The organism is Bacillus sp. MT(2024), assembly GCF_036362845.1.
Lineage (GTDB): Bacteria > Bacillota > Bacilli > Bacillales > Bacillaceae > Bacillus > Bacillus velezensis.
Window position 1 is genome coordinate 738,291 of record NZ_CP143632.1, and the last position, 22,398, is coordinate 760,688.

The 22,398-nt window shown below is 47.0% G+C and carries 25 protein-coding genes; 14 read left to right on the forward strand and 11 right to left on the reverse strand.

What is annotated here, in order from left to right; genetic code table 11:
- Window positions 1-181 precede the first annotated feature (181 nt).
- The 6 genes from VP472_RS03775 to nosA all read left to right on the forward strand — a co-directional run bounded on the left by VP472_RS03775 (window position 182) and on the right by nosA (window position 6,990).
- Complete coding sequence (locus VP472_RS03775) at window positions 182-1,786, forward strand: sensor histidine kinase (RefSeq protein ID WP_146276320.1); 1,605 nt, start codon at window positions 182-184, stop codon at window positions 1,784-1,786.
- Entirely contained in the window at window positions 1,783-2,463 is a 681-nt protein-coding gene (locus VP472_RS03780) for a response regulator (protein WP_046559422.1), read from the forward strand. Before VP472_RS03775 ends, VP472_RS03780 begins: the two co-directional genes overlap by 4 nt.
- Before the next feature lie 12 nt (window positions 2,464-2,475).
- Window positions 2,476-3,438, forward strand: a complete 963-nt coding sequence (locus VP472_RS03785; RefSeq protein ID WP_146276322.1) for a tripartite tricarboxylate transporter substrate binding protein — start codon at window positions 2,476-2,478, stop codon at window positions 3,436-3,438.
- 192 nt (window positions 3,439-3,630) lie between these two features.
- The gene (locus VP472_RS03790) at window positions 3,631-4,929 is read left to right on the forward strand and encodes an Mg(2+)/citrate complex secondary transporter CitM (RefSeq protein ID WP_003155615.1); all 1,299 of its coding nucleotides are present in this window, start codon (window positions 3,631-3,633) and stop codon (window positions 4,927-4,929) included.
- Between the two features lie 51 nt (window positions 4,930-4,980).
- A complete protein-coding gene (locus VP472_RS03795) occupies window positions 4,981-5,775 on the forward strand; it encodes an MBL fold metallo-hydrolase (protein WP_031378875.1) in 795 nt (264 codons plus the stop codon).
- 123 nt (window positions 5,776-5,898) lie between these two features.
- A complete protein-coding gene (nosA, locus tag VP472_RS03800) occupies window positions 5,899-6,990 on the forward strand; it encodes a nitric oxide synthase (RefSeq protein WP_146276324.1) in 1,092 nt (363 codons plus the stop codon).
- Here nosA and VP472_RS03805 read toward each other — a convergent pair.
- A complete protein-coding gene (locus tag VP472_RS03805) occupies window positions 6,984-7,256 on the reverse strand; it encodes an acylphosphatase (RefSeq protein ID WP_003155611.1) in 273 nt (90 codons plus the stop codon). The two genes, nosA and VP472_RS03805, sit on opposite strands and share 7 nt — an antisense overlap.
- A 67-nt stretch (window positions 7,257-7,323) precedes the next feature.
- Here VP472_RS03805 and VP472_RS03810 point away from each other — a divergent pair, with 67 nt between their 5' ends.
- Entirely contained in the window at window positions 7,324-7,983 is a 660-nt protein-coding gene (locus tag VP472_RS03810; RefSeq protein ID WP_015239385.1) for an MOSC domain-containing protein, read from the forward strand.
- Window positions 7,984-8,023: 40 nt separating this feature from the next.
- Here the strand turns inward: VP472_RS03810 and VP472_RS03815 are convergent, their stop codons facing one another.
- From VP472_RS03815 to map, 4 genes are all read right to left on the reverse strand, one after another.
- A complete protein-coding gene (locus VP472_RS03815; protein WP_003155609.1) occupies window positions 8,024-8,158 on the reverse strand; it encodes a YflJ family protein in 135 nt (44 codons plus the stop codon).
- A 178-nt stretch (window positions 8,159-8,336) separates the two neighbouring features.
- Entirely contained in the window at window positions 8,337-8,492 is a 156-nt protein-coding gene (locus VP472_RS03820) for a hypothetical protein (protein WP_003155608.1), read from the reverse strand.
- Window positions 8,493-8,574: 82 nt separating this feature from the next.
- Window positions 8,575-8,886: a DUF3243 domain-containing protein gene (locus tag VP472_RS03825; RefSeq protein ID WP_003155607.1), complete on the reverse strand. Its 312-nt coding sequence runs from the start codon at window positions 8,884-8,886 to the stop codon at window positions 8,575-8,577.
- A gap of 56 nt (window positions 8,887-8,942) precedes the next feature.
- On the reverse strand, window positions 8,943-9,692 hold the full coding sequence (gene map, locus VP472_RS03830) for a type I methionyl aminopeptidase (RefSeq protein ID WP_003155605.1): 750 nt from the start codon (window positions 9,690-9,692) through the stop codon (window positions 8,943-8,945).
- 164 nt (window positions 9,693-9,856) lie between these two features.
- Here map and nagE point away from each other — a divergent pair, with 164 nt between their 5' ends.
- Both nagE and VP472_RS03840 read left to right on the forward strand, forming a co-directional pair.
- Complete coding sequence (nagE, locus tag VP472_RS03835; RefSeq protein WP_146276326.1) at window positions 9,857-11,239, forward strand: N-acetylglucosamine-specific PTS transporter subunit IIBC; 1,383 nt, start codon at window positions 9,857-9,859, stop codon at window positions 11,237-11,239.
- A 125-nt stretch (window positions 11,240-11,364) separates the two neighbouring features.
- Window positions 11,365-11,808 carry a YfmQ family protein gene (locus VP472_RS03840; RefSeq protein WP_003155601.1) on the forward strand — a complete coding sequence of 148 codons (444 nt, stop codon included), beginning with the start codon at window positions 11,365-11,367 and terminating at the stop codon, window positions 11,806-11,808.
- A 40-nt stretch (window positions 11,809-11,848) separates the two neighbouring features.
- Here VP472_RS03840 and VP472_RS03845 read toward each other — a convergent pair whose 3' ends face one another.
- Window positions 11,849-13,786: a lipoteichoic acid synthase gene (locus tag VP472_RS03845; RefSeq protein ID WP_146276328.1), complete on the reverse strand. Its 1,938-nt coding sequence runs from the start codon at window positions 13,784-13,786 to the stop codon at window positions 11,849-11,851.
- Window positions 13,787-14,031: 245 nt separating this feature from the next.
- Between VP472_RS03845 and VP472_RS03850 the strand changes: the two genes are divergently transcribed.
- The gene (locus tag VP472_RS03850) at window positions 14,032-14,409 is read left to right on the forward strand and encodes a DnaJ family domain-containing protein (protein ID WP_003155597.1); all 378 of its coding nucleotides are present in this window, start codon (window positions 14,032-14,034) and stop codon (window positions 14,407-14,409) included.
- 9 nt (window positions 14,410-14,418) lie between these two features.
- On the opposite strand, the gene VP472_RS03855 is transcribed toward VP472_RS03850, so the two are convergent.
- Genes VP472_RS03855 through VP472_RS03865 form a run of 3 tightly spaced genes read right to left on the reverse strand, consistent with a single transcriptional unit; the run spans window position 14,419 to window position 15,383 of the window.
- Window positions 14,419-14,850, reverse strand: a complete 432-nt coding sequence (locus VP472_RS03855; RefSeq protein WP_003155596.1) for an Hsp20/alpha crystallin family protein — start codon at window positions 14,848-14,850, stop codon at window positions 14,419-14,421.
- A gap of 15 nt (window positions 14,851-14,865) precedes the next feature.
- On the reverse strand, window positions 14,866-15,108 hold the full coding sequence (locus tag VP472_RS03860; RefSeq protein WP_003155595.1) for a spore germination protein: 243 nt from the start codon (window positions 15,106-15,108) through the stop codon (window positions 14,866-14,868).
- 14 nt (window positions 15,109-15,122) lie between these two features.
- On the reverse strand, window positions 15,123-15,383 hold the full coding sequence (locus tag VP472_RS03865; RefSeq protein WP_007408496.1) for a spore germination protein: 261 nt from the start codon (window positions 15,381-15,383) through the stop codon (window positions 15,123-15,125).
- A 270-nt stretch (window positions 15,384-15,653) separates the two neighbouring features.
- On the opposite strand from VP472_RS03865, the gene treP reads away from it, so the two are divergent.
- The 4 genes from treP (at window position 15,654) to VP472_RS03885 (ending at window position 20,369) form a co-directional block, all read left to right on the forward strand.
- Complete coding sequence (gene treP, locus VP472_RS03870; protein WP_146276330.1) at window positions 15,654-17,069, forward strand: PTS system trehalose-specific EIIBC component; 1,416 nt, start codon at window positions 15,654-15,656, stop codon at window positions 17,067-17,069.
- Between the two features lie 75 nt (window positions 17,070-17,144).
- Window positions 17,145-18,830: an alpha,alpha-phosphotrehalase gene (gene treC, locus VP472_RS03875; RefSeq protein WP_146276332.1), complete on the forward strand. Its 1,686-nt coding sequence runs from the start codon at window positions 17,145-17,147 to the stop codon at window positions 18,828-18,830.
- 23 nt (window positions 18,831-18,853) lie between these two features.
- On the forward strand, window positions 18,854-19,570 hold the full coding sequence (gene treR, locus VP472_RS03880; protein ID WP_146276334.1) for a trehalose operon repressor: 717 nt from the start codon (window positions 18,854-18,856) through the stop codon (window positions 19,568-19,570).
- Window positions 19,571-19,703: 133 nt separating this feature from the next.
- On the forward strand, window positions 19,704-20,369 hold the full coding sequence (locus VP472_RS03885) for an NAD(P)H-dependent oxidoreductase (RefSeq protein WP_031378881.1): 666 nt from the start codon (window positions 19,704-19,706) through the stop codon (window positions 20,367-20,369).
- Between the two features lie 42 nt (window positions 20,370-20,411).
- On the opposite strand, the gene VP472_RS03890 is transcribed toward VP472_RS03885, so the two are convergent.
- Both VP472_RS03890 and VP472_RS03895 read right to left on the reverse strand, forming a co-directional pair.
- Window positions 20,412-21,167: a YibE/F family protein gene (locus tag VP472_RS03890; protein WP_146276336.1), complete on the reverse strand. Its 756-nt coding sequence runs from the start codon at window positions 21,165-21,167 to the stop codon at window positions 20,412-20,414.
- Window positions 21,164-22,303, reverse strand: coding sequence for a YibE/F family protein (locus tag VP472_RS03895; protein ID WP_146276338.1), 1,140 nt, complete (start codon window positions 22,301-22,303; stop codon window positions 21,164-21,166). Before VP472_RS03895 ends, VP472_RS03890 begins: the two co-directional genes overlap by 4 nt.
- Window positions 22,304-22,398 lie beyond the last annotated feature (95 nt).

The following is a 22,398-nucleotide window of genomic DNA, read 5'->3' on the forward strand; positions in this document are numbered from 1 at the left end:
GATTGCAGACTGACTTCGGTCAGTCTTTTTTATGTGTTATATCAATTGTGTAAAAGTAAATATATACCTATCATCACCTTTTTGGTAAGCCGCAAGAGAAAAAGATCACGAAAATTCTCAAAAATGAGAAATAAAGATTTGAAAAATGGTATGATTTTAGGAGGAAAGGACGGCTGGTGCTGTGTTGGAAGCGAAGCGGTTTTATGTCTCTCTGCAAATGAAAATCGCCGGATTAATTACGGCTTTATTAATACTTGTTATCGGAACGCTCACGGTTATATTTGCCTTTCAGCAATTAAAGGAAGGGCAGAAGCAGGCTGAACAGCTGGCGGTGCAAACGGCAAAAACCATTTCATATTTGCCTCCCGTAAAAGAGGCGTTCCGGCTTGCGGATCAAGAGGCTTTTACAAAGTTAGACGTCATTGAACAAATGAAAGAACAGGCAGGCGCGCACGCCGTCTACATCACTGATCAAAAAGGGCATGTTGCATTTCATTCGGCCCGAAGCAGTATTCCGAAAGAAAATCAAAATCTGCTAAACAAAACCGTCATGTTCGGCGGGTCTCCGGTTTCCGACGGAATGAAGGCCGTCCGGGGAAGCGCCCCGGTTATTTTGGAGGAAAAAAATCATAACGAAGTCGTCGGAACGGTGACAGTCGAGTTTCTACAAGATGAGATAGAAAAAGATATGAAAGCGCATCTGCGGCATTTAGGCTATTTTGCATGTTTGGTGTTTCTTATCGGCATCGGGGGAGCGGCGGCGCTCGCAAAAAGCATCCGTAAAGATACACTCGGCCTTGAACCGCATGAAATTGCAGCGCTGTACAGGGAACGCAATGCGATGCTCCTTGCGATGAAAGAAGGGATTATCGCCGTAAACAAAGAAGGCGCGGTAACCATGATGAATTTATCTGCGGCTGATATGCTGAATCTTCCGGAACCGATGATCGGAAGGCATATAAAAGAAATCATGCCGGGCGCAAAGCTCATGCCGGTGTTGGCAGGGGGAGAAATACCGCCGAACGTGGAGGTGCGTGCCGGAGATAAAGTATTTATCTTAAATGTGAAAGAAATGAAACAGACCGGACAAGTATACGGAGCGGTGATCAGCTTCCGCGAAAAAACGGAGCTCAAGAAACTGATCAACAAGCTGACTGAAATGAAAAAATACTCGGAGGATCTCCGGGCGCAAACGCATGAATTCTCGAATAAGCTTTACGCGATACTCGGTCTGTTAGAGCTGGGAGAATATAATGAAGCCATTGAACTGATAAAAGAAGAGTACGCCATCCAGAATGAACAGCATGAAATCCTCTTTCAAAACATTCATTCACAGCGGGTTCAGGCCATACTATTAGGAAAAATGGGAAAGGCGTCTGAGAAGAAAGTGAAGCTTTCAATAGATGAAAACAGCTTTTTAGAATCGCTGCCGGAGCATGTGGGTTCATCCCAGCTCATTACGATCATCGGAAATCTTATTGATAACGCTTTCGAAGCCGTCGCCGAAAAAGAGAAAAAAGAGGTATCCTTTTTCATGACCGATATCGGCAGGGATATCGTCATCGAAGTGGCGGACTCAGGAGACGGCGTGCCTCAGGAAAAAACAGAAACGATATTTGAAAAGGGCTACTCTTCAAAGGGGACTAGGAGAGGATACGGCTTAGCCAATCTGAAAGAAGCCGTCAGTGAATTGCAGGGATCGATAGAGATTTCGCAGCAAAAGAGCGGCGGTGCTGTATTTACGGTGTTTATACCGAAAGAAAGGCCAAAGGGGGAATCGGTGTGATTAACATCGCGATTGCAGAGGACGACTTTCGAATAGCGCAAATTCACGAAAAATTTATCGAACATCTTGATGGATTCAATGTCATCGGCAAAGCAATCAATGCCAAAGACACCATATCGCTGCTTGAGAAACGGCAGCCTGATCTGCTGCTTTTGGATATTTATATGCCGGATGAGCTGGGAACAGATCTGCTCCCGCTTATCCGCGGCCGTTTTCCTTCCGTTGATATCATCATTATTACGGCTTCTGCCGAAACAAGGCTGCTGCAGGAAGCGCTCAGATCAGGCGTTTCCCATTATGTCATAAAACCGGTGTCGGCACATAAATTTACAGAAGTGCTTTTGCAGTACCGTGAAAAAAGAGAATGGCTGCACTCACAGCCGGAGCTCAGCCAGTCTGTGATCGACATGTTTTTCGGAAGCGGTCAGAAAGAACAAAAACAGCACAATGATCTGCCGACAGGCATTAATTCGATTACGCTTCAAAAAATCAAAAACGCGCTCAGAACGGCCCAAAAAGGGATGACGGCTGAAGAACTGGGAGAAAAAATGGGCGCCTCCAGAACAACGGCGCGGCGCTATGCCGAGTTTCTCGTTTCTCGGGAAGAAGCGCTCGCTGAATTAGAGTACGGCATTATCGGCAGGCCGGAACGGAAATATTATTTAGCACATGAATAAGGGATGGGAGAAATGAAGCGGTTGGGAGTGCTTCTTGTCATGCTGGCGGCGCTGGTTTCTTTTGACGGACGGCAGATGGAGGGCTTCCGCTCAGCTGAAGGGCCGATTGAAATTGTCGTCCCGGCAGCGCCTCAAGGGGGCTGGGACGTAACGGCAAAAGCTTTGCAATCGGTAATAGAGCGGAAGCAAATATTAGGCCGGCCCGTAAAGATCATCTATAAACCCGGCGGAGGCGGAGACAGCGGCTGGAAATATGTAAACGAACGAAAAACGGATGTCATCAGTATGAATTCAAGTCTGCTGTTAAGCAATGAAATTTTGGGCCAAAGCCGGCTGAAGGCAGCTGATTTTACGCCTTTGGCCATTATCGCAAAAGAGTGGCAGACCGTCGCTCTTCCCAAGGATTCAAAGATAAAAAGCGGAAAGCGGCTGCTCGGCGATATTAAAGCAAATCCGGGCGGCATAAAAATCGGATTTGCGCCCGGCCTCGGAAATGATGACCAGCTCTCCTTTGCGAGAGCGGCGGAAATGGCCGGAATTTCTCCGTTTGATATCCGCTTTTTTCAATACGGAAGCAGCAATGAAGTCATTGAAGCTCTTATCAGTCACGAGATAGACGCCGCCTCAATGACCATTTCAGAAGCGAGAGACGCCTATCGGAAAGGGAAAATCACATTGGCGGCCGTTACGTCTGACAAAAGGCTCTCCGGCTTCAGCGATGTGCCGACATGGAAAGAGCAGGGGGTGCCGTTTGTCTTTGCGCACTGGAGAGGCATCATGGGGCCGAAAGACATGACCGAAGGCGAGATCGCCTATTGGGATCAGGCTTTGAAACAGATTACTTCATCCGCGGAGTGGAAGCAAATGTTGAAAAAACGGGATTGGGAGAGCTTTTATAAAAACAGCAGCGGCGCAAAACGCTTTTTAGAAGAGCAGACCGAGTTCTATAAAGAGATGATGAGCAGCGAAAAATAAGCCTTCCGCATATTTGCGGAAGGCTTTTGATTTATAAATGAACAAAATGAACGAAAAGGTTATAAAAAATTAAAAATCTTTAAAATCCAAAATATTTACTTCAATATCCAATTCTCATAAGATAGCAAAAAGGCGGATAAAGGGAATCGGGCCTTTAAAATGTAAGCGTATTCATAATAAGGGGGACATACTGTGTTAGCAATCTTAGGCTTTCTTATGATGCTTGTTTTTATGGTGCTGATTATGACAAAACGGCTTTCAGTGTTAACGGCGCTCGTATTAACGCCGATCGTGTTTGCGCTGATTGCCGGGTTTTCTTTTAACCGGGTCGGCGAGATGATGATCTCCGGTATTGAACAGGTGGCGCCGATCGCAGTGATGATTATGTTTGCGATTCTTTATTTCGGCATTATGATTGATACCGGTTTATTTGATCCGATGGTGTCGCGTATTTTAAAGCTGGTTAAAGGCGACCCGCTCAAAATTGTAGTCGGAACAGCCGTTTTGACCATGCTTGTCGCACTGGACGGAGACGGCTCGACGACGTATATGATTACGACAAGCGCAATGCTGCCTTTGTATATCATGCTCGGAATCCGTCCGATTATTTTAGCGGGAATCGCCGGTGTCGGCATGGGTATCATGAACACGATACCATGGGGCGGCGCGACGCCGCGTGCGGCGAGTGCGCTCGGCGTTGACCCGGCAGAGCTGACGGGGCCGATGCTGCCCGTCATCGCGAGCGGAATGGTGTGTATGATTGTGGTCGCTTATGTACTCGGAAGGATGGAACGGAAACGGCTCGGGGTGATCGAATTAAAGCAGCCGTCCCATACAAATGAAACGGCTGCGGCTGCGGAAGATGAATGGAAGCGGCCGAAACTGTGGTGGTTCAATTTACTGTTAACGCTTTCTTTAGTGGGATTTTTAGTGTCAGGAAAAGTGAATTTAACCGTGCTGTTCATCATTGCGTTTTGTATCGCGCTGATTGTCAACTATCCGAAACTTAACGATCAAAGGGAGCGCATTTCAGCCCATTCGAGCAATGTGCTTGCGATCGGTTCGATGATTTTTGCCGCAGGCGTGTTTACCGGAATTTTAACGGGGACGAAGATGGTTGATGAAATGGCCATTTCCCTCGTATCGCTTATTCCGGAACAGATGGGAGGTTTTATTCCGGCGATTGTTGCCTTAACGAGCGGTATCTTTACGTTTCTGATGCCTAATGACGCCTATTTTTACGGCGTGCTGCCCATTTTATCTGAGACCGCCGTGGCGTACGGTGTAGATAAGGTGGAAATCGCCCGCGCTTCGATTATCGGCCAGCCGATTCATATGTTAAGCCCGCTCGTGCCGTCGACGCATTTATTAGTCGGGCTTGCCGGGGTCACCATTGATGAACACCAGAAATTTGCGATGAAATGGGCGGTTCTTGCCGTTATCGTCATGACGGCCTTTGCGCTCATCATCGGTGCAATCACGATTTTTTAACATAAAACACCCGGTTCGTCGCACACTAAAGGCATCAGAGGAGGTGCCATGATGAGTGATCCGTTTATGCCGCTTTTTTCAGTGAGAAGCGGCGCCGGTTTTAAAGCGGCGGACGGCGTTTACGGACTGACCGTGCAGATTGCGAATGTTTACTTTATCGAAAATCCCTCAGCTCCGCGGGAAATCATTCTGGTTGACGCGGGAATGCCTCAATCGGCGGAGATGATAACAGAAGAAATGAAACGCCGATTCAAAGAGGGGTATGAGCTGAAGGCGGTCATTTTGACACACGGTCATTTTGATCATGTCGGTGCGATTGAAGAACTGCTTGAGCTTTGGGATGTGCCGGTTTACATTCATGAAAAGGAGCTCCCGTACGTCACGGGGAAAGCGGATTATCCGCCTGCCAGGCCCGATGCGAAAAAAGGGCTTGTCGCAAAGCTGTCACCGCTGTTTCCGCGCCATACGATCCGCATTCCGTCCGTTCAGGCACTGCCTTCAGACGGTACCGTTCCGTTTCTTGAGGAATGGAGGTGGGTGCATACGCCCGGCCACACACCCGGCCATATTTCATTATTCCGGGATAAAGACCGCGTGCTGCTTGCCGGTGATGCCGTGATCACTGTTGAACAGGAATCGCTTGCGGACGTTGTCATACAAAAGCAAGAGCTTCACGGGCCGCCCGCCTATTTTACAGCTGATACGCAGACGGCGGCCGCATCCGTTCAGAAACTGGCGGAACTGGAGCCGGAAGCGCTTTTGACGGGTCACGGAATTCCGATGACGGGAAAAAACTACCGTGAGGATTTGCTTACACTGGCTGAAAAACTGCATTCCGTTTTGTAAAACACCTGCGAAAATCACAGGTGTTTTTTCTTCGCAGTTTCCAGTATGATACAAAAAAACCATTGTGTTCACACCTAAAAACGATACAATGGGAAACAGATGTAAATTGAAGGAGAGAGTTTTTTGAAACATACGGAAATACTTTGGGATGAGGCGAAGGATTTTATTGATGTCTGCTATCAGGAACTCGGAATGGAATCGCAAATCAACGCGCGACTGCACGCGATAAAAGATGAGATAGAGCGGACGGGAAGTTACGTCCATACGGCGGAAGAGCTTGAACACGGGGCGAAAATGGCGTGGCGCAACAGCAACCGCTGTATTGGACGTCTGTTCTGGCAATCGCTGAACGTCATTGACCGGCGCAATGTGAACACGAAAGAAGAGGTGCGTGACGCATTATTTGAACATATTGAAATCGCCACGAACGGCGGAAAAATTAAACCGACGATTACGATTTTCCCTCCTGAGAAGAACGGGGAGAAACAAGTGGAAATCTGGAATCACCAGCTCATCCGCTATGCGGGATATGAGACTGAAAAAGGAAGAGTCGGTGATCCGGCATCATATGAGCTGACGGCTGTCTGCGAAAAACTCGGCTGGCGCGGAAAGCGGACCGATTTTGATATTCTGCCGCTGCTTTTCCGGATGAAAGGGGACGGGCAGCCGGTCTGGTATGACCTGCCTCAGACGCTCGTGAAAGAAGTGCCGATCACCCATCCGGATATTGAAGAGTTTGCCGATTTAAATCTCAGATGGTACGGGGTTCCGATTATCGCCGATATGAGGCTTGAAATCGGCGGACTGTCGTACAACGCGGCGCCTTTTAACGGATGGTATATGGGAACCGAAATCGGCGCAAGGAATCTTGCTGACGAAAAGCGGTATGATATGCTCAAAAAAGCCGCTTCGGTCATGGGGATTTCCGCCAGCCTGAATACCGACCTGTGGAAAGATCAGGTGCTGGTGGAACTGAATAAGGCAGTGCTCTATTCATACAAAAAACACGGTGTCAGCATTGTCGATCACCATACGGCGGCGAATCAATTTAAACGTTTTGAAGAACAGGAACAAGACGCGGGCAGAAAGCTGACGGGCGACTGGACCTGGCTGATTCCGCCGATCTCGCCGGCTTCCACCCACATTTTCCATAAATTATATGACGATACGATTGTGAAGCCGAATTATTTTTATCAGGACAAGCCTTATCAGTAACTGATGGAAAAGGTGCGGTACCCTTTCAGACGGTGTGATTCTTCGATGGTTACGTTTGTGACATTTGAGAAGGGGCTGCCTTTTCTGACCGCTTCGGCAAATTGTTTTAACGACTCTTCAGGGCCTTCGGCAAGGATTTCCACCCGGCCGTCATCACGGTTTTTTACCCAGCCGGCTATCTTATGTCTGTCGGCTTCCATCTGGACGAAGTAGCGAAAACCTACGCCCTGAACCCGGCCGTCTGCAATCATATGATACTGAAGCATGGAAAAACCACCTTTTTCTTACTATGATAAAGGAAAGATAGGATATTTCGCAAAGGATGTGAACGAGATGACGCAAGACTATTCTGTCTTATCTATCAATCTCGGAAAGCCCGCAATTCATGAATTTGCCGGCAGACAAATCAATTCAGGCATCATCAAGCGGCCCGCAGATTCTCCCGTCATGCTGTATAAAACCCATTTTGACGGGGACGGGCAGGCTGATCTGAAGCATCACGGAGGTCCCGATAAAGCGGTGTGCGTGTATCCCGCCGAGCATTATTCATATTGGGAAACAACGCTCGCGAGAAAACTTCCCGCCGCCGCGTTCGGAGAGAATGTAACGGTCAAAGGACTGGCCGAACAAGACGTGTGGATCGGAGACGTCTTTCAGCTGGGGGAAGCCGTCGTTCAAGTAAGCCAGCCGCGCCAGCCCTGCGTCAAACTCGCGCTCAAATATGGCATCAAAGATATGGTGCTCCGTGTACAGCAGACGGGATTTACCGGCTTTTATTTCAGGGTGCTTGAAGAAGGATATGTCGATCCGCGTCCCGTCCTCAAGCGTCTGTCGAGAGGCAAAGAAAGCATTTCCGTCTGGTATGCGAACGAAGTGAAATACCGTGATTCAGGCAATCTGTCAGCGATTGAAGAAATACTGCGGGAAGAAGCGCTGTCAGAAAGCTGGAGGGAGTCCTTCCTTAAAAAAAGGGACAGGCTCACTAATGTATAGAAAAAAAGCCGTGCTGCACTGACAGCACGGCTGATTTACGTTATGCTTGTTTCTTTGTTTCCAGCAGATTGGCAAGGAAGTACTTTTTGAAGCTTTGAAGCTTTCTTCCTTCATAGTGGGTAATTCCTTTTTTCTTTAACTCTTCTACATACCAGCCTTTACTGCCATAATGCATGTCAGAAAACTCCTTTCTCCGTTCTCCCGCTGGGGAGGTTTCTTCAGTTTTTGCCAAACTTTTGGCATTGTAACATCTATAAAAAGACGCTGAAAAGGGATAATGCAAAAACTGAGCCTTTCGATTCAGAGATGTAAAGCTTTCTTACATATATATGTAAAGGGCGGTCTTTTCATGCTTAATGGCCGGTTAATTTTAACAGCACCGTTCCGAGTGTCATGATTCCGAAAACGACGCCGAAATAAATCAGCATCCCCTTCTTTTTCTTCACCCCGTAAACGGTGAGAATGATGCTTTCAATAAAGAAAATAAACCCGAAGATAATAAACCACATGTTGAAAAATGGCTCCTTTCACAGACATATGTCCAGTGTAGCACAACTCTTATAACGGAGCATAAAAAAGCCGGGCACTGTATCAGTGTCCGGCAAGTTTGACGAGAAGCTGGGCCAAATGCTGTTTTTCATTATCATCCGCGATGTCCCACAGTTCTTGTAAGAGTTTTTCTTCCGCATTGCGGGGCTCCTCGTGTTTGGCGAGATAGTCCCCGAGGATGGCGGCGCTTTTAATGATTTTGCTGTCATCCAGACCCAGTTTTTTTCCGGCGGAAATTTTCTGATGAAGGTACGCCTTAAATTCCTCGAAATCCTCTAAAATCTGCTGTTTCGTTACGCCGTGCATGGCGTGTATTTCGTTTTCGATTTTGATTTTTTCTTTATCTTTTTTCATGCGTCTCCCTCCTTCGGGTTAGTTGTTGTATACCTGTTCGGGAGGGAGATGAAACATTACAATGCAGTTAAAATAATCGGTTTGTCTTTTGTGATCACGATGGTGTGTTCCACTTGGGCGACAAGGCTTTTATCCGGCGTTTTATATGTCCAGCCGTCTCCCGCTTCAACAATCGTTTCCGCTTTCGTGGAAATAAACGGCTCAAGCGCGATCACGGTTCCGTTTTTAAACAGCGCGTTATCAAACGGATCGTAGTAATTCATGATGTGGTTCGGCGCTTCATGGAGGTTTCTGCCGATTCCGTGGCCCGTCAGCGTTTTAATGACGGTAAATCCGTTGGAGCGGGCCTCATGGTAGACGGCTCTGCCGATCTGGTTTTGACGTTTGCCGGCTTTTGCCTGATCCAATCCTTTCTGAAATGCGGATGCTGCGCAGTTACAAAGCTTTTGCAGACGTTCATCGCCTTCTCCGAGCACAAATGAAATGCCCGTATCGGAATAAAAACCGCCGAACTCCGCCGAAATATCGATATTGACAAGATCTCCGGCTTTTAAGATTTTAGAGGCGCTCGGAATGCCGTGAGCGACTTCGTCATTTACGCTGATGCATGTCACGCCCGGGAAATCGTATTCCTTCTCCGGAGCGGAAGCGGCTCCGTGCTCGTCAAGCACCGCCTTTCCGATCAGGTCAAGATCTTTCGTGCTCATGCCGGGCTCGGCTTTTTTCTTCATTTCTTCACGCGCCAGCGCGACGATTCTGCCGATTTTTTTAAGGCCTTCTAATTCTTGATCGTTCGTTACAATCATTGTCATTCCCGCTTTCTATTTTTAATCATCTGATTCAAGCTTACCACAACTGGTTTATAAATAGAAAACCAACAAGCCTTATGTGAATAAATGAAGGAAAATTGGTATAGATCACTAGATAACTTATGTGGTATATTTAAGAAAAAAGAAGGGGGATGGGTAAAATGCTTCAATTTTTGCAAAAACTCGGAAAGTCTTTTATGCTTCCGATTGCCGTTCTGCCCGCCGTTGGTATTATTTTGGCCATCGGCAGAGAGGACTTATTAAATATTCCGTTCATTTACGCGGCGGGGACCGCGGTATTTGATCATCTGCCGCTGATTTTCGCGATCGGAATCGCGATCGGGATTTCCAAAGACAGCAACGGGGCCGCCGCTCTGTCGGGAGCCATTTCTTATATCATGCTGGACGCGGCTGTAAAATCAATCAATTCGACAAATAATATGGCCGTTTTCGGAGGGATTATCGCGGGGTTAATTGCGGGATACACGTATAATCGCTTTAAGGATACGAAGCTGCCCGAATATCTCGGTTTTTTCAGCGGGCGCAGGCTCGTTCCGATTGTAACGGCGCTGATTACCATTATTTTGGCGGGGATCTTCGGATTTGTGTGGCCGCCGATTCAGTCGGTGATTACGTCCTTCGGGGAATGGATGATCGGGCTTGGCGGGATCGGCGCCGGGATTTACGGGATTTTTAACCGGCTTTTGATTCCATTCGGTCTTCATCATGTGCTGAATAATATTTTTTGGTTCCAGTTTGGCGATTTTCACGGAAAAACGGGAGATCTGGCCCGCTTCTTTGCGAAGGATCCGACGGCGGGGACTTATATGACGGGATTCTTCCCGATTATGATGTTCGGGCTTCCGGCCGCATGTCTGGCAATGATTGCCGCGGCTAAGCCAAGTAAGCGCAAAGCGACGGCCGGAATGATGATCGGTCTCGCGCTGACGGCATTTATTACCGGAATTACAGAGCCGATTGAATTTGCATTTATGTTTTTATCACCGCTTTTGTACGGGGTTCATGCTATATTAACCGGGTTCTCTTTATTTATCGTGAATGTTCTCGGAATCAGGTCAGGTTTTTCATTCTCGGCGGGGGCGATCGATTATCTCCTCAGCTACGGCATTGCCGAAAAACCGCTTTTGCTGCTCGTTGTCGGGCTTTGTTATGCGGTGATCTATTTTGTCGTCTTTTATATGCTCATCAAAACGTTAAACTTGAAAACGCCGGGACGGGAAGATGATGAGGAAGAGGAAGAAGTGCTTAGTGAAGATACGGCCGGTTCCGTCGAAGAACATGCCATGCTCAAGGGGCTCGGCGGCAGGCAAAACCTCGAAACGATTGATCACTGTGCGACCCGCCTCAGGCTGACCGTGCAGGATACGTCTCTCATTAATGAGGTGGCGCTTAAAAAAGCGGGAGCAAAAGGGGTTATCAAAACGGGGAATAAAACGGCGCAGGTCATTATCGGGCCGAACGTCGAATTTGTCGCGGAAGAGCTGAGAGAGGCCGTCCGCCTTGACGATCAGAAGCAGACTTGAAAAATCCGGATCACCTATGTGATCCGGATTTTTTTGAACATATATCAAGTTTCACATAATGTACAAAAAACAATGTTTCCTTCTATGTTAAGATTCATGTAGAACAAGTATGGAGATGATGTAAGGTGACATGGATTGCAGTTGTTTCAATTGTTGTCATAAGCCTGATTAAGATTGTGCTGACATGCCTTCCTACCGGAGCGGTGGAATGGATCCTCCGCAAGTTTGAAACCCATTCAAAGCTCAGTGACGAGTCCGCTGCCGTTTCCCTCGGCGGAAAACGTCTGGAAGGCGAAGACAAACGACGGGTGATTGATGATTTTAACGAAGCCGTGTTTATCGAACGGCATTATATATACCCAGGGGATGAAGAGCGTTATCTTCATCCGCAAAACGGAGCCGATCCGCTTGTCATTAAGACGAGAAAAGGAAAAAAAGATGTGACGGTGTTTGTATACAGCTACGAAGATCATGTAGATGTCGTCAAGCAGCAGAAAAAGAAAGTCGTCGCTTATTCAGTTCTTTCCGACAGCCTGCAAAAGCGCACTATGGCCGCCGCCGGGAGCTGAACATAAAAAAGCCAGATCATTGATATGATCTGGCTTTTGTTTATTCTTTTTGATCGTCTGCTGAGAAATCTTCACGCTTCGTATAATCGAATTGTGACGGATCCACTTTCTTGAAGCCTTTCGGCTGATAGAAACGAAGCAGATCGCCGTTGATGATCTTATCAGACATTTCAAGCTCAGTCTTGACGAGAGAGTCTTCTTTTTTGTCGACTTCTGAATCATCTAAAAGTCTTCCGGTTTTCGTATCGTAATACTTGCCGGACACTTTCGTATAGTTCGGCGAGATGAAGTCTCCGTTACGGAACGGAATGACTTCTCTGTGCTCTTTCGATAAGATATCAGAACCTGACATGAGATAATCTTTCGTATCGACGCCGAGCAGATGAAGAACGGTCGGCGCGACATCGACTTCACCGGCAAATTTATGATTGCGGCCGCCTTTCACGCCGGGAGCGTGGATAAAGAGCGGCACCCGCTGAAGCTGGGCATTGTCGTATTCAGTGATCTCATCTTTGCCGAGCACTTTCGCCATCGCTTTATTATGGTTTTCGGAGATGCCGTAGTGGTCTCCGTACATCACGATAATCGACTTATCGTACAGGCCGTCTTTTTTCAGGTCATTAAAGAACTGTTCAATTGATTCATCCAGATAGTTCGCGGACTGGAAGTAATTATTGACGACTGAATCGCCAAAGTCTCCCGCCGGGAAGTCCGTGTCTTCTTTATCCATTCCGAACGGGAAGTGGTTGGACAGCGTAATGAACTTCGTATAGAACGGCTGCGGCAGGCTCTTTAAGAGCGGCATGGATTCTTTGAAATACGGTTTGTCTTTCATGCCGTAGTTTTTCGTGTTTTCTTCGCTCATGTCGTAATAAGCGGAATCGAAAAACTTATCGATGCCTTCCGATTTGTACATTTCGTTACGGTTCCAGAAAGTCTGCGTATTTCCGTGGAAAGCGGCAGACGTGTACTTTTTGCCTTTTAAGATCGCAGGAACGGACTGCAGCGTGTTTTGCGCTTTATTGACGAAAACCGAACCTTGCGAAAGCGGGTACAGAGAGTTCTCCATCATAAATTCCGCATCAGATGTTTTACCTTGTCCCGTTTGGTGGAAAAAGTTATCAAAGTAGAATGTTTGATTATCGTGCGCCAGTTTGTTTAAAAACGGCGTCACTTCCTTGCCGTTAATTTTGTAATCAATGATAAAGGATTGCAGAGACTCTAATGAGACGTAGATGACGTTTTTTCCTTCGGCTTTTCCGAAGTAGACGTTATTCGGCACGTCATAGTTGGCCTTCATATAGTTTTCCACATCCGTTACATCGCTTGAATCGGCAAGCGCGCGCTGGCTGTTTGATTTCACATTCTGCACGGCATCGTAAATCGTAAAGTTGTACGTGCCCAAGTATTTCACCAGATAATTTCGGTCAAATGAGCGTGTCAAAAGCTCGGGACGGTCGGATTCCGCGACGGCGAGGTTGATCAGGAACACAAGCACGGCGGAAGCCAAAACGATTCTGAATGATTTCTTCGCCGGTTTTTCAGCCGGTTTTTTCATCTTAAGGGCCAAAATAATCAAAATGACGGTATCCAGGAAGTAGAAGGCGTCTGTCCATCTCATTAACGAGAACGCGCTGTCTCCGAGCTGGCCGCCGTTTGTCTTTGCCTGCATCATGACCGGGATGGTAATGAAATCATTAAAGAATCTATAATAGACGATGTTTGCAAAAAGCAAAAAAGACAATAAAAAATGAATCACAATAATGGCTGTCTGCTGTAATTTTTTCTTGAAAAGAAGCCCAAATCCAAGAAAGAACAAGCTGGAGCTCAGCGGATTCACAAAAAGCAATATTTTCTGGATCGTGTTGTCTATGCCGAGGTTAAAGTTTAAAATATAAGCGACATATGTTTTCACCCACAATAACACGACCGCTATCAAGAAGAAGGCAAGTCCTCTTTCTTTTATAAATGTTTTCATTGTTACACTCCTTTTTTCCGATCACGGTTTACACGGAACGATAGAAAAAACGAACGTAATCAATATACCATGAAACCAGCAAATAGAAAAGGTGGAAAAGGCTCATCGGAAAAAGGGCGAAAAACGCTGTCGCAACAGCGGTTCATCTGTTGAATGACAGCTTTAAAAAACACAAATGGCACAAACTGGGATGTGAATTTCCGTATGATCACACCCGATTCTATTGAAGAAAGAGGTGAACAGTGATGGATATTGCCCATATCGTGGCTGAAGATAAAATCAAGCGCGCCATTAAGGATGGAGAGTTCGCCGGCATCAATGGAATGGGAAAGCCCCTGCCGAAAGACGATGCCGCACATCTTCCGGAGTCGCTCAGAATGGGCTACCGCATATTAAAAAACGCCGGGATCGCCGAGGATGAGGGCGCGCTGAAGAAAGAGCTGATGACGCTCGATTATTTGATCGCCAAGTGCCGCAATGAACAGGAGCGGGATCACCTGCGGAACAAACGGACGGAAAAACAAGTCAGACTCGACAAACTGACGGAGGAGAAAGCCATGTTCTCAAAACCCGCATCTTCTCATTATAAGGAGAAAGTATACAGACGGCTGGGCCGCCCGTAAGCCGGCTCTTTAGATTTTTTTCTGAAAAGGAATGTGCTCCATAAGGCGCGGGTAGGAAATGTGGAGCAGGCCGTTTACGCACTGCGCCTGTAACAGGTGGGGCTCAGCCGGTTCAGGAAGCTCAATCGTCTCATCGATTTCCCCGTAATACCGGTTTTGGCAGACGCCCATGTTCTTCGGAAAAAGGGGTGTGATGTTTCCTCTTATATGCAGCCGTGTTCTTGACAGCAGCCTCAATGTCAATTCTTCTTCGTAAACGCCGGGCATTTCCACAATGACAAATGTGTGCTGTTCATCCTGATAAATATCATAAGTCAGGGTGTTTTTTTGTAAGGAGAAAAAATCTTCGGGAGATTTCCGTTTCAGGACATTGGTCCAAAAGTCGCTGGGCTTGTGCTCGTTCGTAATCTCAAGCCACTTTCTCATTTTTTCGATATCCACTTCGGCAGAACCTCCCTATATTTGATTTGCGATCGGCATTGACGGGTTGGCGATCTGATCCTGGTCGCTCACGTCAGGGTCAAGATGGCCCGAATTCAAACATCCGGCGGCCGGCGAAAAATCCCCTAAAGAAAAGTTTGCGCCGACAAACTTGCTGTTGGCGGTGTGGCTGTTTTGTACGGTCTGACCGATATCGACGTTTCCGTTTTGCGTTGCTCCGTTTACTTTTATATTGACGACGTTAATTTGGTAAGGCATTCATAAAAACCCCTTTAATCTATAATGGGCGGCACCGGCGTAATATTTGCGGTATCTGCGGTTCCGATGGCTGTCTGGTCGTTGACATCAGGATCATTTAACAAGTTCTCCATCATCGATTCTATAGGTGACGTATCGCCGAATGAAGAGTTCAGTCCTTGTGATTTGTTATTTGTGGTGGGACTGTTGTATGCCGCTTCCCCAATCGTAATAGATCCGTTGCCAGAAATACTGTTAATCTTCAAATAGTACAGGTTGATAACAGTGGATGGCATCTCTTCACACCTCTTTAACTTAGTTGTACAGTACTGTATGCTTTTTGTGCTCCTGTTGTGAATTCCGCCCGGACATGTTCACGACCAAACAAGAAGTCAAGGCCCGGTTCCGGCGGGGCTTTTTTTGTTTCAGGGTCTTTCGCAGTATATTTGTGATGAAAGCGCTATAAAAATAGATTGACGACATGTATATACATCATTACAATAGAGTCATAAACATGTATATACAAGTTTGCGAGACAAAATGAAAACGGTTACGGAGGGGTTGGCATGGGTGAGTTTAACCGGGCTGCGCGGCAGATCGCTGAAGCTGTCGGCGGAATCGAAAATATTGAGGCGGCGACTCATTGTGTGACGCGTTTGCGGTTTGCATTAATAGATGAAACCAAGGTAAACCAAAAAATGCTTGATGCAATAGACATTGTCAAAGGATCTTTTGCGGTAAACGGGCAGTTTCAAGTCGTGATCGGGCAGGGGACGGTCAACAAAGTATATGCGGAATTAGTGAAGGAAACGGGGATCGGTGAAGCGTCCAAGGATGACGTGAAGAAGGCGGCAGCGCAAAACATGAATCCTTTGCAGCGTGCTGTGAAAACGCTTGCGGACATCTTTATTCCGATCTTGCCGGCGATCGTTACGGCCGGACTTTTAATGGGTCTGAACAATATCTTAACGGCGGAAGGTATTTTCTACAGCACGAAATCGATTGTCCAAGTGTACCCGCAATGGGCGGATCTCGCCAATATGATTAATCTGATCGCAGGGACGGCCTTCGCTTTTCTGCCGGCTTTAATCGGCTGGTCGGCAGTGAAGCGGTTCGGAGGAAGCCCGCTTTTGGGCATCGTGCTCGGGCTGATGCTGGTGCATCCTGATCTGTTAAACGCATGGGGCTACGGGGCCGCCGAGCAGAGCGGCGATATTCCGGTGTGGAACCTGTTCGGCCTTGAGGTGCAGAAAGTCGGGTATCAAGGTCAGGTGCTTCCGATTCTGCTGGCGTCTTATTTACTTGCCAGGCTTGAGCTCTTTTTGACGAAACGGACGCCGGAGGGCATTCAGCTGTTGGTCGTCGCGCCGGTGACGCTTTTGGTCATCGGTTTTCTATCCTTTGTTATCATCGGTCCGATCACCTTTGCGATCGGTAACGCGCTGACGGCGGGATTGATTGCCGTTTTCGGCCAATTCTCCGCCATCGGAGGCCTGCTGTACGGAGGGCTGTATTCGGCGCTTGTGATCACGGGGATGCATCATACGTTTCTCGCGGTCGATCTTCAATTAATCGGATCAAAGCTCGGCGGCACATTTTTATGGCCGATGCTCGCATTGTCAAATATCGCTCAAGGATCGGCGGCTCTGGCCATGATGCTGATTACAAAAGATAAAAAACAGCGGGGGCTTTCACTGACGGCCGGCATTTCCGCATATTTGGGCATTACAGAGCCGGCGATTTTCGGCGTGAATCTGCGTTACAAATTTCCGTTTGTGATCGCTATGATCAGTTCGGGGATCGCGGGGATGTTCATCTCCGTCAAAGGCGTTCTCGCAAGCTCGGTCGGAGTCGGCGGCGTGCCGGGGATCTTCTCCATTATGAACCGGTACTGGGGTCCGTTTGCGATCGGAATGCTGATTGTGCTGATTCTCCCGTTTGCGGGAACATACGGGTATGCGCGGCTGAAACGGCAAAAATAGAAAACCTGCGGGGCGCCTTCTAACAGGCTGTCCCTTTTCCCTTTCCATTCAAAACAATACAGGCGGTGAAGAAAAATGAAAACAGACAGCACACCATGGTGGAAAAAGGCAGCGGTATATCAAATTTATCCGAAGAGCTTTAATGATACGACGGGAAACGGGATCGGTGATCTGAACGGTATTATCGAGAAGCTTGATTATTTGCAGAAGCTTTTGATTGATGTCATTTGGCTTACGCCGATTTACGATTCGCCGCAGAATGACAACGGTTATGACATTCGCGATTACTGCACCATTTATGAAGAATACGGAACGATGGAGGATTTTGAACGCCTTCTCGATGAAGCGCATAAAAGAGGAATAAAGGTCGTCATGGATCTCGTCGTAAACCATACATCAGTCGAGCATCAGTGGTTCAAAGAAGCGGTTTCGTCACCCGACAGTCCGTATCGGGATTTTTACATTTGGAAAGACGGAAAGGAAGACGGCCGGGCGCCGAACAACTGGGAATCAAAATTCGGCGGTTCCGCTTGGGAGCTCGACCCGGCCTCAGGCCAGCACTATCTGCATTTATTCGATGTGTCGCAGGCCGATTTGAACTGGGAAAATGAAGAGATGAGAAAACAGGTTTACGACATGATGCATTTTTGGTTCCGAAAAGGGATCGACGGCTTCCGGCTGGATGTGATCAACCTCATTTCTAAAGACCAATTGTTTCCTGATGCCGAGGATGGTCGTGACGGGCGCCCTTATTATACGGACGGGCCGCGCGTGCACGAATTTCTTCATGAGATGAACCGGGAAGTGTTTTCGAAATATGACAGCATGACGGTCGGTGAAATGTCCTCGACAACGGCTGACCACTGCATCCGGTACACAAACCCTGAAAATAAAGAACTCGATATGACCTTTAACTTTCATCATTTAAAAGTGGATTATCCGAATGGTGAAAAATGGGCGCTCGCTCCGTTTGATTTTCTGAAGCTGAAACGGATTTTAGCGTTTTGGCAGACGGAGATGCAAAACGGCGGAGGCTGGAACGCATTATTCTGGTGCAACCATGACCAGCCGCGGGCCGTATCCAGATACGGAGACGACGGCGAATACCGGACGAAATCAGCCAAAATGCTGGCGGCGGCCATTCATATGATGCAGGGCACGCCTTACATTTATCAAGGTGAGGAGATCGGCATGGGCAATCCGAAGTTCGATGACATCGGCTCATACCGCGATGTCGAATCACTGAACATTTACAAAAAGATGAAGGAAGAAGGCGTGTCAGAAAAAGACATTATCGCCATTTTAAAAGAGAAATCAAGAGACAATGCAAGAACCCCCGTTCAATGGAACAGCGGACCGCACGGCGGCTTCACGACGGGAACGCCTTGGATTCCGGCGGCGGATGATTATCGGGACATTAACGCGGAAGCGGCTTTGCGGGACCCGGATTCAATTTTCTACCATTATCAGAAGCTCATCAAGCTCAGAAAGGAATATGACATCGTGACTGAAGGAACGTTTGAGCTGCTTGCTGAAGATGATCCGGCGGTTCTGGCGTACGTCAGACACGGCAAGGATGAAAAACTTCTGTGCATCAACAACTTCTACGGGAAAGAAGCGGACTTTACGGTTCCGCTTAAAGACACGGACGGCTGGCGGTTTACGGTGCTGCTGACGAATGATGAACCGAGGGAAGGGCGGCCGGAACGATTGACGCTCCGTCCGTATGAATCGATCGTTTATCATCTGACAAAAGCGTGATACACTAATCTGGGTGGTCATGAATGAAAGTGAATAAATATATCACAATCTATAAAGATATGGTGCGGCAGATTGAAAGCGGCCAGCGGAAGGCTGAAGACGTTCTTCCGTCTGAAAATGATTTGTGCGATCAATACGGCACATCACGAGAAACCGTCCGTAAAGCGCTCAATATGCTCGCGCAAAACGGCTACATCCAGAAAATCAAAGGCAAAGGCTCCGTCATATTAGACAGAGAAAAAATGCGTTTTCCAGTCTCAGGCCTGATCAGCTTCAAGGAGCTTTCGGAAACGCTCGGAAAAGAGACGAGAACGGAGGTTCACCGTCTCGGGCTGATCCTGCCTCCCTCAGAAGCCGCAAAAGAGCTTGGTACAGAAGCGGATGAAAAGGTGTGGGAAGTCGTCAGATCAAGACGGATTGACGGAGAACATATTATTTTGGACAAGGATTACTTTGTGAAAAAACATGTGCCTCAATTGACGAAGGCGATTTGCGAAGATTCGATCTATGAGTATCTCGAAGGAGAGCTCGGCCTGTCCATCAGCTACGCGCAAAAGGAAATTGTCGTGGAGCCGGCGGGGGAGGAAGACCGGAAGTATTTGGATCTCGGCGGGTTCAGCCATATGGCGGTCGTGAAAAACCGCGTCTTTTTGGAGGATACCAGCCTCTTCCAATATACGGAAAGCCGGCACAGGCTCGATAAATTCCGTTTCGTCGACTTTGCGAGAAGAGAAAAATAAAAACGGACTGCCGCGGCAGCCCGTTTTTTTGTCAGTATCAAAATGAATACTATCCAACAAAAATGTGCGTACTGGTACTTTCAAAAATAATGGCTACAATAGTACATAACGAGATGAAAAGGAGAGATCATGAATGTCAGATAAAAAACAGCAGATCATCGAAGCGTATCAATTCAGACACGCCACAAAGGAATTTGATCCTGAGAAAAAAATTTCAGAAAGCGATTTTGAATTCATTTTAGAAACGGGAAGATTATCCCCAAGCTCACTCGGTTTGGAGCCTTGGAAATTTGTCGTCGTTCAAAATCCGGAGCTTCGTGAAAAACTCCGCGAGTTCACATGGGGGGCGCAAAAGCAGCTGCCGACCGCAAGCCATTTCGTACTTCTGCTTGCCCGGACGGCAAAGGATATCCGTTTTGACGCCGATTATGTCAAAAATCACTTGCGGGAAGTCAAAAAAATGCCGGAAGATATGTATGAAGGCTATATCAGCAAAACGGAAGAATTCCAGAAAAATGATTTCAATCTGCTTGAATCAGATCGCGCGCTGTTTGACTGGGCATCCAAACAGACTTACATCGCCCTCGGCAATATGATGACAGCCGCTGCGCAGATCGGCATCGATTCCTGTCCTGTTGAAGGCTTCAACTACAAAGAAATCCACCGGATTCTTGAAGAAGAAGGGCTTCTGGAAAACGGAAGTTTCGACATCTCTGTCATGGCCGCATTCGGCTACCGTGTCAGAGAACCGCGCCCGAAAACAAGATCTGCCTCAAAAGACGTTGTAAAGTGGGTATAAGATAAAAAAAGCTGCCGGGCGTGTCCCGGCAGCTTTTAATGTTTATTTGGGTTTTGCTAAAAAACAGGCGGTGATCCAGGACGTAACGGGAATGATGATGCCGATCCCGATTCCGGCGCAGAGAATGGTGACGGCTTCCGCACTGAATACTTTTGAATTCACTATTTTTTCAGCTGAGTATGATAAGTCTTTAAACCAGATAATTAAAGCCAAATAGCTGCCGAAAAAAGCAAAGAATAACGTATTCGTATTCGTTCCTAAAATATCTCTCCCGATGCTTAATCCGAATGTGTACAGTTCTTTTCTGCTCATGGACGGATTATGACTGTAAATTTCCCGCATGGGTGAAGTAATGGAAATCGCGACATCGGTAATCGCCCCAATCGTGCCCATGATGATCATAGCTGCGGTAACCTTCACAAAATCCACCCCGACAAACAGTGTGAATATGCCGATATCCCCCAATTCTTCTTCACCGAATCCCTGAATCGAAGTATGTTTTGTTACGGCCATAATAAAAAACAGCAGCAATGCAATGGTCAGCATTGCAGAAATAAAGGCGGTTACGGTTTTGACGTTTCCTCCATTAATATAAAAAAGAGTAATGCTGCAAATCACGGCGGAAGAGAGCAATGTTAAAACAATCGGATTGATATGCGGGTCTGTCATGAAAATAATGGTGAGAAAGAGAACACCGAAATTTAAGAATAACGCAATAAAAGACCTCGCTCCTTTTTTTCCGCCGATGATGACCATTAATAGAAATAAAATCGCCGCGAGAATTACGATGACATTCATGAGCTTGCCTTCTTTCGTTTAATAAAAAAGACAGAAGCATACAGACTGGCGGGTATGGTTAATACAATTCCGATCCCCCCGGCCAATGCTCTGGCTATTTCCAAGGAAATGTTCATAGAAAGAGTGAATCCTATCGGGGAATCATTTTTCAAATACAAAAGCATCATCGGAATAGAGCCGCTTATATAAGCAAAAAACAGAATGTTGGTCATCGCCCCCATGATGTCTTTTCCGATCTCCATCCCGGAACGTCTGAGAGCTTGTAATGAGATACCCTTGTTTTCTTCATATAATCCGAAGACAGATGACGTCATGGTAATGGCTACATCCATGACCGCTCCCAGTGATCCGATAAATACCCCGGCCATAAACACCGTGTGATAAGGGCGGGTTAAATACTGCATTTCCTCATATCTGAGACCTTTCTCTCCGGTTGCCAGCATCACCAGATACGTAATCAGCAGGGAAACGAAAGTGCCTGCGAGCGTCGCGGCTATGGCGGCGTATGTTTTCGCGTGAAAACCGCTGACAAGCAGCAATGAGATGACCGTAAAGATGAGAATACAGATACCGCAGATGAAAATTAACCCCATATTAGGATGCTTCCTGTACAAATCTAATGCAAACGACAGTAAAACGGCGTTAAACATCAGGCTGACGATCGAAAAGAAGCCTTGTTTTTTGCCGACGATAAGCAAGGTGAAGATGAAAACCCAAGCGATCAGCAAAATCTGTTTATCCCGTTTTTTATCTATAATGCTTCCCGATATATCTTTGTTTGATGGTTTCCCTTTATCAATAGAAACGAATACTTCATCGCCAATCGAATATTTCTGATCATTTGCTCCGGATAAAGAATACTGATTGGACAAATGAATGAGCTGTCCTTTCTGACTTCCGTTTTCAAGTCTGGCTGTGATCGTCTGAGTGAAAATCTTATCTTTGTTTTTATGCATGTCCTGTACGTCAGACTGATGTTCCAATGTTGTTTTCGTCACTTTGGCAATCGGCCGCTCATAAAAAGAAGCGTTGTGAGTGACAAAAATGAGCGAGCTGATAAAACAAAGCGCTGTTATCACGTATAACAGCTTTTTCTTGTAAGACATGCGGATTCGTTTGTTTCCTGTAATCTTCAAAAAAAGTCCTCCAAACAGGCGGCGCCGTGTAAAAGAGAGGCCCCGCCGTGAAGTGTTAAACGATGCGGATGCAGTCTTTCGCGAATAACGTTCAT